Below are 15,383 nucleotides of genomic sequence, written 5' to 3' on the forward strand. Positions count from 1 at the left end.
AACTACTTTAGCCAAATCCTTGTTTCTCAACAAGTTTTTATCCGCATCACCGCCGATGGATGTGCATTCTACAGCATTTCTAATCGCTTGCAAGCGATTTTAAAAATTTAATTATTTGGTTGTTTTATTTTTAAACTTTAACTTATCTAATTTACTGATTTATATAATTTAAAATTTATTAATTATAAGAAAAAATGAATTCCACAAACCCAAGTTACTGTAATTTAATAATTTTATTAAAAATTTGTTTTAATTATCTACAGAAAACTAACTCTATTTTTATATTTAGCCTGTATTCTAGACAACATCCTGAGCTAGAAAATATTTCTTAAAGTTCAATAATGCTCAAATTTAAGTCATTCAAAATAAAATAACGGCTTCAATTACTTTGAATCCGTTATTTTAATCTCTCAGGAAATTGTTTTTGAGGGTTAGAAAGTTGTCGTTCGTACAATATTTAAGAAATAAAGATGTCGTTCATACTGATCAATAATGTCCTGAATTAAATCTTCTTGCGTCCAATCCATTACATCATAGTTTTGACCACCCTCTCGCAAAAACACTTCGGCTTGGAAATATGAAGAATCGTCGATCTCAGATCGACCGAGCATAAAACTCGGTGGAAGCGTTGCATGTGATACGACTTTATAAATAAAGTTAATTTCATGCTGATGGTCAACATGTAGCTGCAAACCCTCTTCAGTCTCTTGAATGTCAACTTCTAAATGTCGACGTTTGAATTCTCGTTGAATGCTTTCAAAGGCTTTACGAACATCATTAGCAATATAGTTTCTCACCTCTTGTTCTGTATGCGGATAATGCATAATCAATCCTAAACGTTGCTGCCAACTTCGTGGGTTGTTGATTGCGCGTGGTGTGATACGTGCCTCTTGGATAGCTCGAGTTTTGGTTACATCCAAATTCAATGCTTTTAAAAGCCCCCAACTCATCAACAACATCACAATCGTAAAAGGCAATGCACTCATAATAATGGATGACTGTAATGCGGCTAGACCACCGACGAGTAAAAGCGTAATCGCCAATAGCGCCATCAAGACAGTCCAAAATAAACGCTGCCAAGTCGGTGAGTTTTCAGTTTTTGAGGTGAGATAATCCGTCACCAATGCACCCGAATCAGCTGAGGTAACGAAAAAAAGTATAACCAAAAGCGTAGCAACAGAACTTAGAACTCCTGAGAATGGAAGATGATTTAAAAATTCGAATAATGCGACCGAAGAGTCTAACTGTACCGCCTGAATTAAATTGGTATTGCTTTCTTGCATGATGCTAAAAAGTGCCGCATTTCCTAAAAAGCCCATCCAAATAATAGTAAAGCCTGTAGGAATCAGTAATACACCAACAATAAACTCACGAATTGTTCGTCCTCTTGATACTCGTGCGATGAACATTCCCACGAATGGAGACCATGAAATCCACCATGCCCAATAAAGAATTGTCCATCCTCCAATCCAACCATTAGGTTGATAGGCGTAGAGATTAAAAGTCATCGCAAATAAATTTGAGATGTAAGAACCTGTATTTTGAATCGTGGTCTGTAACAGATAGATACTCGGCCCTGCAATAAATACAAAAGCAAGAAGGGTTAAAGCGAGAATTAGATTTAATTCAGAAAGGCGTTTCACTCCTTTATCGAGTCCTAGAAAAACAGATAAAGATGCCAAAATACTGACAAATATAATAAGTCCAACTTGGATATTTGTACTTTGTTCTATCCCAAATAAATAATGCAAGCCTGAATTAATTTGCGTTACCCCAAAACCTAATGAAGTCGCGACACCAAATACAGTTCCAATCGTTGCAAAAGTATCAATACTATCGCCCAAAGGGCCATAAATCCGTTCACCGATAATAGGATAAAGTGCTGAACGTGTTTTTAAAGGCAAATTATGTCGATACGCAAAATACGCTAGAGCTAAACCCACCAAGGCATAAATTGCCCATGCATGTAGTCCCCAATGAAAAAAGGTAATTCTTAATGCTTGTTGAGCTGAGGCGACACTTTCAGGATCACCACTCGGCGGACTGACATAGTGCATGACAGGTTCAGCCACACCAAAAAACATCAAACCAATCCCCATGCCTGCCGTAAATAGCATGGCAAACCACGAACCATTTTTATATTCAGGCTGGCTGTGATCAGGTCCGAGTTTGATTTTCCCACTGTCCGAACAGGCGATGTAAATCAGTAGAATAAGGAAAACGGCGACTGATAATACATAGAACCAACTAAACGAATCAGTGATCCACTGTTTCAGTTGTTGAGTTAAAAACTCAAACGAGCTTGGGGCAATTATCACAATTGCTAAGAAAATTGCGATAATAATGACTGTGCTAAAAAACACATTTGGATTCACATTCGCAAACTGCGAAGGAGTCTTGGAAGACATAATTCACCCATATTATTTTAATGATCATGACAGACCTATAGGTCAAATAAGACATTCACTTAATGTGAACAAAAGCGAGTTCAAAACAAGAAAAACTCAAACAAAAGTATATAAAACGTGAAAAATAACGCAGTTGTAATGCTGTAACAGGATTAAAGATTAATCTTGTGAATTTTTCGGTGCATGAGGAATATATTGTAGCGCGATTAATCTCGAAACAATCACTGCAAAATACATCACACCACCAAACATCTGTAGCATGGTTAATACTCGAGCGGCTGGACTGAGTGGCATAAGATCAGATAATCCTGTGGCTGATTGCAAACTAAAACTCAAAAAGAGTAGGTCTAACCAACGTTGTAAGGCTTCAGGATGGTTTGGATTTTGAAAACTATTCGGCAAAATAATCTGACAAATACTATATAAAAAAGCGAATGCCCAAGCGATCAAAGTAAATACGGCACCAGCCGCAAATAATTCGTCTTTTGTGAGATAACGATCTGAAAACATATACCTTAGTAAACCATACGCTGCATAAAAATAGGCTAAGGCTTCAAAACTGTATGCCGTAATCTGTATTGTATGATTGTCAAAACCGACAAAGATCAAAATAGAAAATATAAATGCACCACTGACAAAGAATAGTCCCCAAAATGCAAATACTGGGGTTTGTCGAATGACTTTTGCAATAATAAGTAAGGCTAAAACACCTAATGACCATGTTAATGCACGATAGGCACTATCGTCATAAGTGATTGTGGCTAAAATTAATAAAGCCAATTGCACCAATAAGAGCCAAGCTGATGGCAACAATCTAAATCCATTCCAAAACTGTTTTATTGTTTGCATTACTTTTCCATGTCCAAATTATTGTTTTTCTGAACTCATGATATGGCATCTAAATAAGAAATAATCATATTGGTGAGTTCTTGTTGTAAGCGTTGTTCTTTGATTAAAAACGTATTCTTACTGGCATAACGCATCATTGTAAATAATGTACTATTAATAATCACAAAGGACTTATGTTTTAAAGTTTCAAAATCCCAATGCGGATAATAACGCCCAAATAAATACATCCCAATTTCTAAAAAATGCTGTTCCAAAACTTGCGCTGCATCTGAATCACTATAAGCATGCCAGTTTTTTAAAATTTCGATGAAAAAACCTTGATCGGATTTTAGGGACTCAAAACCAAATGCAATACTCAATCTGATGATATCTTGAATCGCAGTCTGTTGTTGAAGCATCACCAGCTGTTTCAGTGCTTGTCCTAAATTTTCACTTTTTCTTAACAGCAGTTCAGAAACAATCTGATCTTTATTTTCAAAGTATTGATAAATCGAACCAACGCTTACACCTGATTTTTCTGAAATTTTTGGTGTTGTGAGTTGCAGAATCCCCTGTTCGGAAATGCATTTTTGCGTACCTTCCAAAATACTTTCAACGATCATTTTGGCACGTTGTTGTTGTGGGCGTTTTCTCATCAAGATGCTCTGTTGAAATGCGAATTGAATGCGAATAAATATTCATATTATGCTTTGATTAAATAACAATCAAAGGTGTTTTGCAATGCTAAGCATCCCTAAGCCAAATCGTTTAGCTGCATTTGAAACTATGGTGCAGTCCAATTTAAAAACCAAAATCTTGGGTTATATGACCAATCAACATTTACAACCAAGCTATGCTGAATATTTACAACTCAATGAAGCGCTTCAAGCAGGTGATGAGCCGATGGATCAGGTGATGCGATGGGTATTACAAAATCCCAAACTTCATCGAAAATACTTTGAGACGGCGTTATATGAAGGTTTAGATAAACTGCCTCATGACGTTCCTGAACTGACACAATTTTTTAGCTTAGTTGAACGAAAACCCACTTGGTATGACCAAGTCAAAATAGATAAAGCTCTGCAATTCACTTATCGATTGGGAGCAAATAATGGTCTGATTCTTAGAGATCTCTCTTTAATGGCGGGCTATATGTATCCTGGTTTTAACCAACCGCTAATCCTCACAGGTGCATTAAAAAAACAAGCAGCTACGCGCCTTGCAGAAACCACAAAATGGTGGGTTGATATCACAGAGAAAGAGGGCTTTGAACGTTATAACAAGGGCTTTTGTTCCACAATTTATGTTCGTTTCATTCATTCTTTAGTACGGCATCAACTACAAAAATCAGAAAAATGGGATGCTGAAACATGGGGCTTACCAATTAATCAATATGATCAAGCCATGACGAATATTGCCTTTAGTGGGGTGGTGCTATTAGGAATTCGAGCCTTAGGTATCTTTCCAAGTGCTGAGGAAGTCGACAGCTTTTTACACTTTTGGAAATATGCAGGTTGGTTGATGGGAATTGAGGAAAAATGGTTGGTGGATCAGGAATCTGAAGGATGGAAACTCATCTACTGGATGCAATTCGCGCATCCAAAATCGGATGCAAGTAGTATTTCACTTGGCTCAAGTCTTTCCAAAGAACCTTTTGAACGAAAATATCGTTATTTACGCTCTTTTCAACAAAAATTGGCATATAAACAACACTTAGAACTGACTCAGTTCTTTATAGGACGTAAGAAGATGAAATTGTTGGGCTTAACCCCTCAGTCAGCCTCTTGGTTTGCCTATTATTTGATTGGCCGAAACTTGGCACTTTACTCAGGTGCTAAACATATTCCACGATTGAATCAGTTTCTTGAACTTAATGGACGCCATCTGCAAAAACTTGGCTTGTCTCTTTATCGCAATCAAGCACAACAACTGGCCAGTATGCATTAGCAATTAAAAAGCCCTCAATGATGAGGGCTTTTTAATAAAGCGTAGAATCTACTTAGTGATCAGATGCACCTGAGATTCCAATACCTGTTTGTGAGCGAACAAACTGTGCGTCGAATGCTTTGCGTTCTTTTTGAGCGCGTGCTGACTTGTCTGTTACAGAGAAGAACCAGCAGCATAAGAACGATAGTGGCATAGCAAATAATGCAGGACCATTAAATGGGTTTGGTGCTGTTTCTGAGATCGCAAGCGTATCTACCCAAACTGCTTTTGATAAGATAATCAGAGTCACTGCACCAACTAAACCAACAACACCACCGATAACCGCACCACGAGTCGTTAAGCCTTTCCAGAACATTGATAAAACAAGGACTGGGAAGTTTGCACAACATGCTACAGAGAATGCTAAACCAACCATGAAGGCAACGTTTTGTTTCTCGAACAAAATCCCCAAGATCATTGCAAAGATTGCTAAGCCTAAAGTTGCAATTTTAGACATACGCAATTCTGATTGAGGAGTCGTTTTACCTTTTTTGAATACGTTTGCATAAAGGTCATGAGAAATTGCTGAAGCACCTGAGAGTGTCAAACCAGCAACAACCGCCAAGATTGTTGCGAAAGCCACTGCTGAGATGAAGCCCATGAAGAGGTCACCACCCACAGCATCACTAAGGTGAACCGCAGCCATGTTGTTACCGCCGACCAACTCTAATTTTCCTGTCATAGCAGCTTTTGCAACATCAAGGAATTGAGGGTTGTTTGCAACAAACAAGATTGCACCGAAACCAATGATGAAAGTTAAAAGATAGAAGTAACCAATAAAACCAGTTGCTACAACTACAGACTTACGTGCTTCTTTTGCATCTTTAACTGTGAAGAAACGCATTAAGATATGTGGTAAACCAGCAGTACCAAACATCAAAGCAAGGCCTAATGACAGTGCATCAATTGGGTTTGCAGCGAGTTTGCCTGGCCCCATGATTTTTGCAGCTTCTTCCCAGCTCATACCATGCGCTTGGCTATAAACACCAATCGCTTGGTTAAACATATTCGTGAAACTAAATCCAACGGCTTTCATTACCATAAATGCCATGAAAGTCGCACCACTGAGTAACATCACCGCTTTGATGATTTGTACCCAAGTGGTCGCCAACATACCACCGAAGATTACGTATGCCATCATCAATAAGCCAACGATCACAACAGCGATGTTATAGTTCAGACCAAACAATAATTTGATTAACTGACCTGCACCCACCATTTGAGCAATCAAATAGAATGCAACAACAACCAATGAACTAAATGCTGCTAAGGTACGGACTGGCTTCTCATCTAAGCGGAAAGAAACCACGTCAGATAAATTGTATTTACCCAAGTTACGTAAACGCTCTGCAACTAAGAATAATACAATTGGCCAACCCACCATGAAACCAAGTGAGTAGAGTAAGCCATCAAAACCTGAACTAAAAACAAGTGCGGAAATACCCAAGAACGATGCTGCCGACATATAGTCACCCGCAATCGCCAAACCATTTTGGAAACCGCTGATACCACCGCCTGCCGTATAGAAATCACTAGCATTTGTTGTCTGTTTTGCTGCCCATTTAGTAATAAACAGCGTAAAACCCACGAAGATCATAAACATAATGATCGCGTGCCAGTTGGTTGCTTGCTGCTCTGCTGCTCCAAGGTCTGGTCCAGCGTAGGCGATTCCAGAACTCACCAAGCTTGTGAGAGCGAAGAGTTTCGCTTTTATTGACGTCCCTTTCATCTCAGTGCATTCCTTTTTCATGTGTGATCGCCTCAACTTCCTTGAGAGCCTCTTCATTTAAACGGTCTAATTTATTGTTGGCGATATATGAATACACACCACATAACAAAAAGGACAACACGATAATGCCCAAACCAAGAGGCATCCCCCATGTTGTTACACCACCGCTAAATGAACTTGCTAGAAATTCTTTGTTGTAGCCAACTAAAAGCATAAAGCCGACGTAGATAAACAACATGATTGCTGTTAATGTCCAACTTAAAGTACGCTTCTTGCTCACCATCTCTTGAAACTTTGGATTACGTAGAATTCGTTCTACCTGTGAATCATCCATAACCGACTCCTTATTTTTGTGTCCAACCATGGACCCCTTTTCAAATGGGATTTTTCATAATTAAAGTTAACAAGATTATGCTTGACTCGTAACTTAGACTTTGGTCTCTAAATGCACATCTCAACTCATCATGCAAGCGAAGCATCGGGTATGATAAAAAATGGAATTTGAACACGTGGGCAATATGAACAGTTGGCTTATTATCGGGGTACTCGCCCTCTATATCGTGCTACTTTTCGGCTGTGCTTTCTTCGGTGAAAAACACGCTAGCCGCTTGAGTCCACGTGGTCGTATGCTGTTGTTTAGCCTAACGCTCGGCGTGTATTGTTCATCTTGGACGTTTTATGGTGCTACAGGCGCTGCTGTTCGAGAAGGTGTTATTTTCCTCCCGATTTATCTGGGTCCTTTGCTATTTATTTGGTTTGGCTACGATATTTGGAAACGGTTGGGACGTATTCGCCAATACCATGCCATTTCATCTATTGCCGATTTTGTTGCTGCTCGTTACGGTAAAAGTGGAAGTTTGGCTGCACTCGTCACGATTTTAGCAGTCATTGCTATTGTTCCTTATTTGGCATTGCAATTACGTGCTATTGCACTCAGTGCATCGGTCATTCTAGAACAAAATGCACACGTCACTACGACAACAAACAGTGTGTTAATGCTGACAGCCCTTTTGGCTATTTTGGCAATGATTTTCGGAACACGACATATTGCACACACGGAACAGCATGGCGGTTTGATGCTGGCGGTTGCCTTTGAATCCTTTGTGAAATTATTCGCCCTCCTCTGTGTTGCAGGATTTTTCTTATTGCAATCGCCTGAAAATATTAAACAAGTCAGCAACGATGTCAGTCAACATTTTCATGACTTACAACAAGTTGGCGTTCCAGAAACCTTTTGGGTGCAAACGCTACTGGCTGGTTTAGCCATGATTTGTCTGCCTCGTCAGTTCCACGTTGCAGTGGTTGAGTTACGCGATGAAAAACATATCCGTGGTGCTCGACGTTGGTTTGCAGCGTATTTGATTTTGACCATCATCGCGATTATTCCTATCGCAAGTTGGGCATTACACTCATTGCCTGAATCATTGGGCACACCTGATATTGCGGTGCTCGCACTACCGCTCAGTTATCAACAAGAATGGCTTACATTACTGGCATTTCTAGGCGGATTTTCGGCTTCTACAGGAATGTTATTGGTTGCATCTGTGGCACTTTCAATCATGCTTAGTAATGATTTGATCATGCCTGCACTTTGGCGATTTAAGATCATTTCTCGTCAAGATCAACAACTGCCACGTGTTTTGAAATTAACTCGTCGGATTAGTATCGTTGGTGTCATGCTGCTCGGCTTTTTGTTTTTCCATTTTTTCAATGATATCGACCAACTATCAGTTTTTGGCTTACTCGCTTTTAGTGCAGTTGCACAATTTTCACCTGCTTTGATTGGTGGTTTGTACTGGCGAGGAGCTAGTCGTCAAGGAGTATACGCGGGACTGATTGTTGGCTTTGTGATGTGGAGCTATACACTGTTATTCCCAACAGTTTTACGTAGTCTTCCTGAGCATTATCAAAATTTTGCTCAACATTTATTGCTGTTTGGTCCTTTTGATATTAATAGCTTACGCCCAGAAGCATTATTAGGTTTTGAATCTTTTGTTCCATTAACACATGGTGTTTTATGGTCTTTAGGACTAAATATCGCCATGTATATTTGGGTTTCACGCTTGTACCGCCCAAGTATTGCTGAACAAATTCAGGCTGAAAGTTTCTTTTATTACGAAAGCAAACCTCTACCTTCAGCACAGACTTCAACAGATCTCAGTGATTTACATCAAAATGCCGCACGATTAAAAGTCGGTGACCTACTCGCTCTCGCGAAAAGAATTACAGGTGAAAAACCGACAATCCAAGCCTTCCAGCAATTTTGTGAACAAAATCATGTGGTTTTAAATGAAAATCATGTCGCAAATGGGATGTGGTGGCGTTTTACTGAACAATATTTAGCGGGGATCATTGGTGCAGCATCGGCACGAACATTATTGACCACTGCTTTGATCAATAATGGTTTAGCTTTAGGTCAAGTCGCCAATATCTTAGACCAAGCCTCCCAATGGCAGCGTTTCAACCAAAACTTACTGATGACCATGATTGATCATATGACTCAAGGGGTGAGTGTGGTCGATAAAAATATGTGTTTAGTTGCATGGAACAATCAATATCTAAAACTGTTTGATTACCCTAAAGATTTAGTTTATGTCGGCTGTCCAATTGCTGATCTTATACGCTATAACGCCGAACGTGGTGAATGTGGTCCAGGACCAGTTGAGGAACATGTTCGTAAACGTATTCATTGGATGAAAGTTGGAAGTGCTCATGAATTTGAACGGATTCGTAAAGATGGTCTTGTGATTCAAATGCGTGGTAATCCAATCGAAGGTGGTGGTTTTGTCACGACTTTCGCAGATATTACGGCGTTCCGTGAAAATGAAGCTGTTTTAGAAGAAAGAGTCCGTGATCGTACCCGACAGCTTGCAGATGCATTGACAGAACAGCAATTAGCACTTGAACAAGCCGATAAAGCCAATCAATCCAAAAGTCGATTCTTGGCTGCCGCAAGCCATGACTTATTACAACCGATGCATGCGGCACGACTGTTTAGTACTGCACTTGAGCAAAGTATTGATAATCCAGATGATCAACTCACCCTTCAACAGCTAGACCGTGCACTCTATGGTGCAGAGAGTATGTTATCCGCACTTTTAGATATTGCTCGCCTCGAAGGTGGAACCATTCAACCGAAGCGTCAAGCCTATTCATTACATGATTTATTGAGTGATCTCGAATTGCAATTTAAATCCATCGCAGCTCAACGCAATATTCAACTCAAAGTGCATGACACTAAGTTTTGGGTAGATACTGATCCACAATGGATGCGACGAATAATCCAAAATTTTGTCAGCAATGCATTACGTTATACTGCTCAAGGTCGTGTTGTAGTAGGTGTATTACGTTCAGCTCAACGTCCGAATCATATTCGAATCGGTGTGTGGGATACAGGACCTGGTATCAATGAACAACAACGCGTAAAACTTTTCCAAGAGTTTGAACGTTGTGGACATACTTCACCATGGGGTGAACAAGGACTTGGTTTAGGTCTAGCGATTGTGCAACGTATGACGAGCTTACTAGATTTTCCTGTTCAAGTTTATTCTGAGTTGGGTAAAGGTTCTTGTTTTATGATTGAAGTACCTCTAGCAGAAGCTCCAAAAATCCAAGTCGCCTCACCACAAATGACCGCCTTACAACATACGGCTTATAAAGTTTTATGTTTAGATAATGATGAAACGATTTTGGAAGGTATGCGGACTTTACTCAGCAAATGGGGTTATCAAATCTTTACTGCCACTGAACCAGCAGAAGCATTAGAGCTGATCCAACATGAAGATATTCAGGTTTGGCTGATTGATCAACATTTAAATCATGATCAACGTGGACTCGATTTTATCAAACAGCATCGCCCTGCCCACATTCCTGTTGCACTCATCACTGCAGATTCTGACCCAGAGTTACCGCAAAAACTTAAACAACAGAATATCGTCTTACTGAAAAAACCACTAAAACCAGCAGGTCTGCGTTCGTGGCTTTCGGGGTTAAAAATTATGCCGATGCACAAAAATTAAGTTAGAAGGGTCAAACGCCCATTAATGATCAGTGACTAGCATAATATTTTTAGATATAGGCAGAAGTGATCAACAAAAAGCATTTTGGTTGCTAAAAAATTGACCAAAATGCTCAAACAGTAGTTGACTATGGCAAAATAAACCACTTACATTAGTGAACGTTTGTACACTTACTTACAATTACATATATCATTGATTTTAATTATTTTTATAACATAAAAACCCATATCTACAACTTTAGTCGTATTCTACTTGCTTTTTAAATCACGCATAAATTGATCAAATTGCAAGAAACCAATGCATCAATCCTTTGGTTTCTTACTCTCGCCAAAAAGGACATTGATCATGAATAGCAATACAGCCACTTCAGAGCATACCGCATTACAATTTTATCGCCAATATAGTGCGAATGCGCTACTTCCAAAACTTGACTGGCAACAAATTTTCGAACAAAGCAAGCTCAGTGAATTACACACTCGTGCATTAAACACACTGTATCAAGCTGCTGTTCCTCTAGCGCTAAAAGTGTTTCACGAACTGAATTTTGATGTTTTTGCACCAGCTGCATATCATCCACAAGGTTTAGGGCTTTTTGATAAATTAGCTCAGCAAGAAGAGAATCTAGTTAAAGCCTTGGAAAATGAATCTGCACATTTAGATCACGATACACGCCATCAAATGTGGAGCATGCTACTTCGTGGAGGTGCAGTTCTCGTCTTTAAAGCATGGTTAGGGCACGTTAAAACAGGTACACATCAACTCGATAAATCACAATTTGATGAATTGACCGATTTACTGTTTATCAAAACACGTCCTTTAGAGCTTGCACAACGACTCAAAGTCGATGCGAATGCAGACTTAGACCATGTATTCCTGATGTATGAAAATGACGTATTTTTAGATCATTTTAATAGCTTAGAAACTGCTGCTTTATTTGTAGATTTAGGGGTTTACGATGCAGCATTCTTAAGTTTAAGAGATGATCGCGTTGCAGAATATCTCAAAGCTAAAGGCTATGTGACCCAAGAACAAATTGATGACCTACAATGTGCTTTAAATCCGTTGTATTGCGATAGTTTGATGCCAAAACAAGATTGTTTGGCTTAACTGCAAAATAAAACAAGGTGGAATTCCCACCTTGTTTTTTTATTCCTTAGAACTTCATACTCATACGCATCCAATAATTACGTCCAATATTATTGAATTGCTCATTGGCAGCATAACCAAACATCGAAGCGCCTGCTTTATTTAAGTGCTCTGTATAAGCCTTATCTAAAACGTTATCAATCCCGACTGAAACATCGACTGCATCAGTTAGCTTATAAGTTCCATTTACAGCTAGGGTATCGAATGCTTTACTTTCATTCATATCATAACCAACCACATTCCCTTCATTGAGACTGATACGATCCTGTTTTGCAACGGCACGCCATAGCAATCCTAGACTATATTTTTCATCCACATAACGAAGATTCATACGCGCTTCAAAAGGTGCTATCTGTGGCAAAGCACGATCATCTGACCTATTTTCACCCCACGCATACATTGCTGAAATATCTGCTTGGAAATGATCATTAAATTGATAACCTACCCCAGCCTCTGCCCCAGCAATTGTGGCATCAACATTACGCGCAAGTGGTTTTCTTTTATCTGTTGTATTGTATTCAAGTAGGATGAAATCTTTGATTAATCCAGCATAAACTGATGCCCAAGTACTCCATGCACCATGCTCTGCTTGCAAACCGAGATCCAATTGTGCAGTGCGTTCATTGTTCAGATTGTCTAGATTATCCACCATTTTATATGTGGTTTTACCCATCATATCTGTGGAACCTACACCATGATCTGTCGTGGTGCTATATAACTCCCAAAAGTCAGGTGTACGCTCCACATATCCCAAACCTAGATAAGTCTTTAAACCATGTTCTGGGAGACTCTTTTCCAAGCGTACAAATCCACTTGGTACAGTATCTTTACGATTTTTAGCATTTTGCAGATTGTCTATTTTGATTTGATCGACACGCACTCCTGCTACGACTTTTTGATCTTGATCAATCGCATAAGTCCACTCACTAAATGCACCATAAGATTGAAACTTCAAGTCTTCCGCATAAGGCATGTTCATCTTCGGCATGGCATACATCACCATATCGCCACCATGCTTATTCTGTTGCGTGTCTACACCCGAAATCACGCTAAATTTGTCCCAATCGGTTGTTACTGCTAGACGTGTATTTAAGGTACGACGATCAACACGCATCGACATTTTGTTCGGTACAGTCATCTCCATACCGTGCATTTTCATCGTGGTCATCGGAGGTGTGCGTAGACTAAAATTATCCATCACATGATCGTTATAACTGTAATCAATCTGTGCTTGAAGCTTCTTAATCACCTCACTGATATTCTTTTGTTCCGCATGCAAAGCTAAACTTTCGCGTTTAAATTGCGAACCATCCATAGTACGACCTGCATATGCCGCTTCGCCATCTGCTTTACCCGCACGAAACTCTAACCAAGAATCTTCTGAAGGCTTCCAGCCTAAGGCAAGATCGGCATTCCAGCGCTCCCAATTTGAATGAACCGTCTGACCATCACCATCTTGATAATCATTTGAGACAGAACGATTAGCATTTAATCGCGCATATTTGCTCTCATCCCCAATCGCAGCCTCTACATTATGATCGAGTCTCCCATATGAACCGATCAAGACGCTCGCTTGTCCACGATAAGGCTGATCTTTACTCAAATTCTCTGGTTGGCGCTCAAAAATCACCGTTGCTGCAGAGCCAGGCGTTGCGTATTGAACAGTTTGTGGACCTTTCACTACCGTAATTTTGTCAAAACTTTCAGGCTGAATATATGAAGTCGGAGCATCCATTCGTTGTGGACAAGCACCTAAACTCTCGCTTCCATCCACAAGCATTTTTATCCGAGAACCAAACATTCCTCTAAATGTAACATCACCATTCGTTCCACCATTTTTGATGGCACTAAAGCCTAAGATGCTTTGCAAATAATCAGCACCATCAGTTGCTGGTACAGGTTGTATGGGTTGTTTAGGATCAGCTTCAATGACTAAACCATTATTTTGGTTCGGTTGTTGAGCAGTCACAACAATAGGTGCAAGCTTTGCTTCAACACGTTGCTGAGTCGATAAATCTTCAGAATTTGCCCAAAGTAAGCTCGAATTTGAGGCAGCAAGAATCGCAACCGTTAAGGGTTGTAATAAAAATTTAGGCTGTGCCATGAGATGTCTTCTCTTAAAACATAAATAAAACGGGCTTAGAGTTCATACAAACCCTAAGAAAAAGTGCTTTGATTTATGCGAAAACAGGTGGGGCTCGCCCTTGTGGCAATAGAAAAAGTCGTTGTAGTGCAAAATAAACATGGTGAAATGTTTGCTGAAATGCGACTAAACGTACTTGAACGCGAACTAAAATTTCTTTGACACCAACATCAGGCGGCAATACTAAATTGGCATATACCGTACAGTACTGACATTGATGATTGGGATCGTGATGATCGTGCGAAGATGTAGATGCGGGTGCTTGTTCGAGTTGATGTGAATGGTGATGAGCATGATGCTGTGATTGACTTTGCTCAGCTTGTACCTGAGGTAACAGTAAAGCTTTGGTAATCGTTTCACAGACTGGTGCGATTTGATATTGCTTCGGCAGTAGAGGCTGCAAAAACACCGCAATCTGCAAACAGACTGCGGTAAATGCGAATAATAAACCGCTGCGAAACAATAATGGCATCACGAAAAACCAACGATGAGCTTAGCGCTTCACGGCAACTTTCTCTTTTTCACGCTGGCGTACTACTTTCTCAACCTTTTCACGCGCACGCTGACGTTTTAATGGCGATAAATAATCAACAAAAAGTTTGCCATTTAAGTGATCCATTTCATGTTGGATACAAACTGCGAGAAGTTCGTCAGCTTCTAACTCAAATGCTTGACCATCAAGGTTAATTGCTTCAATTTTTACACGTGACGGACGCTCAACTTTGTCGTATATTTGAGGCACAGAGAGACAGCCTTCTTCGTACGGCTGAGTCTCTTGAGTCAGTGGAGTGACTTTGGGGTTAATGAACACCATCGGTTGATTTTTCTCTTCAGAAAGGTCCATGACAATAAGCTGAATATGATGATCAACCTGAGTTGCCGCTAAACCTATACCCGGTGCCTCGTACATGGTTTCTAACATATCTGCTGCAAGCTGACGAATATCATCAGTGACTTCTTCGACTGGCTTGGCAATGGTACGAAGACGGGGATCAGGAAAACTTAAAATAGGTAATAAGGCCATACTGTTCCTCATTTATGCCATTGATCAGAAAACCAACTGAAGGGAATGCTTGATCAAAAAATTGTGTGTAAAGTCGTTATTATAGCGCAACTACACACAT

The 15,383-nt window shown here is 39.8% G+C and carries 11 protein-coding genes; 3 read left to right on the forward strand and 8 right to left on the reverse strand.

Annotated features, from left to right (window positions below):
* Window positions 1-431 precede the first annotated feature (431 nt).
* The 3 genes from MKL32_RS01735 to MKL32_RS01745 form a co-directional block, all read right to left on the reverse strand.
* Window positions 432-2,408 (reverse strand): BCCT family transporter, encoded by a 1,977-nt coding sequence (locus MKL32_RS01735; protein WP_005403966.1) that lies wholly within the window; start codon window positions 2,406-2,408, stop codon window positions 432-434.
* A 159-nt stretch (window positions 2,409-2,567) separates the two neighbouring features.
* Window positions 2,568-3,257 carry an ion channel gene (locus tag MKL32_RS01740; protein WP_004956532.1) on the reverse strand — a complete coding sequence of 230 codons (690 nt, stop codon included), beginning with the start codon at window positions 3,255-3,257 and terminating at the stop codon, window positions 2,568-2,570.
* Between the two features lie 35 nt (window positions 3,258-3,292).
* Window positions 3,293-3,892, reverse strand: coding sequence for a TetR/AcrR family transcriptional regulator (locus MKL32_RS01745; protein ID WP_005403964.1), 600 nt, complete (start codon window positions 3,890-3,892; stop codon window positions 3,293-3,295).
* 85 nt (window positions 3,893-3,977) lie between these two features.
* Between MKL32_RS01745 and MKL32_RS01750 the strand changes: the two genes are divergently transcribed.
* On the forward strand, window positions 3,978-5,183 hold the full coding sequence (locus MKL32_RS01750) for an oxygenase MpaB family protein (RefSeq protein WP_125272750.1): 1,206 nt from the start codon (window positions 3,978-3,980) through the stop codon (window positions 5,181-5,183).
* A gap of 52 nt (window positions 5,184-5,235) precedes the next feature.
* On the opposite strand, the gene MKL32_RS01755 is transcribed toward MKL32_RS01750, so the two are convergent.
* Window positions 5,236-6,951: a cation acetate symporter gene (locus MKL32_RS01755; protein ID WP_004905491.1), complete on the reverse strand. Its 1,716-nt coding sequence runs from the start codon at window positions 6,949-6,951 to the stop codon at window positions 5,236-5,238.
* Window position 6,952: 1 nt separating this feature from the next.
* Window positions 6,953-7,285: a DUF485 domain-containing protein gene (locus tag MKL32_RS01760; protein WP_004956538.1), complete on the reverse strand. Its 333-nt coding sequence runs from the start codon at window positions 7,283-7,285 to the stop codon at window positions 6,953-6,955.
* A gap of 184 nt (window positions 7,286-7,469) precedes the next feature.
* On the opposite strand from MKL32_RS01760, the gene MKL32_RS01765 reads away from it, so the two are divergent.
* On the forward strand, window positions 7,470-10,970 hold the full coding sequence (locus tag MKL32_RS01765) for a hybrid sensor histidine kinase/response regulator (RefSeq protein ID WP_270900109.1): 3,501 nt from the start codon (window positions 7,470-7,472) through the stop codon (window positions 10,968-10,970).
* Between the two features lie 345 nt (window positions 10,971-11,315).
* Window positions 11,316-12,077 (forward strand): hypothetical protein, encoded by a 762-nt coding sequence (locus tag MKL32_RS01770; RefSeq protein WP_204379129.1) that lies wholly within the window; start codon window positions 11,316-11,318, stop codon window positions 12,075-12,077.
* Between the two features lie 46 nt (window positions 12,078-12,123).
* On the opposite strand, the gene MKL32_RS01775 is transcribed toward MKL32_RS01770, so the two are convergent.
* The 3 genes from MKL32_RS01775 to def form a co-directional block, all read right to left on the reverse strand.
* Entirely contained in the window at window positions 12,124-14,220 is a 2,097-nt protein-coding gene (locus MKL32_RS01775) for a TonB-dependent copper receptor (protein ID WP_204379130.1), read from the reverse strand.
* Window positions 14,221-14,293: 73 nt separating this feature from the next.
* Window positions 14,294-14,731: a DUF2946 family protein gene (locus MKL32_RS01780; protein WP_039048136.1), complete on the reverse strand. Its 438-nt coding sequence runs from the start codon at window positions 14,729-14,731 to the stop codon at window positions 14,294-14,296.
* Between the two features lie 21 nt (window positions 14,732-14,752).
* Window positions 14,753-15,283, reverse strand: a complete 531-nt coding sequence (gene def / locus MKL32_RS01785; protein ID WP_004905508.1) for a peptide deformylase — start codon at window positions 15,281-15,283, stop codon at window positions 14,753-14,755.
* Window positions 15,284-15,383 lie beyond the last annotated feature (100 nt).

Origin of the sequence: Acinetobacter sp. AOR34_HL (genome assembly GCF_027854795.1) — a bacterium.
Taxonomy (GTDB): domain Bacteria; phylum Pseudomonadota; class Gammaproteobacteria; order Pseudomonadales; family Moraxellaceae; genus Acinetobacter; species Acinetobacter junii.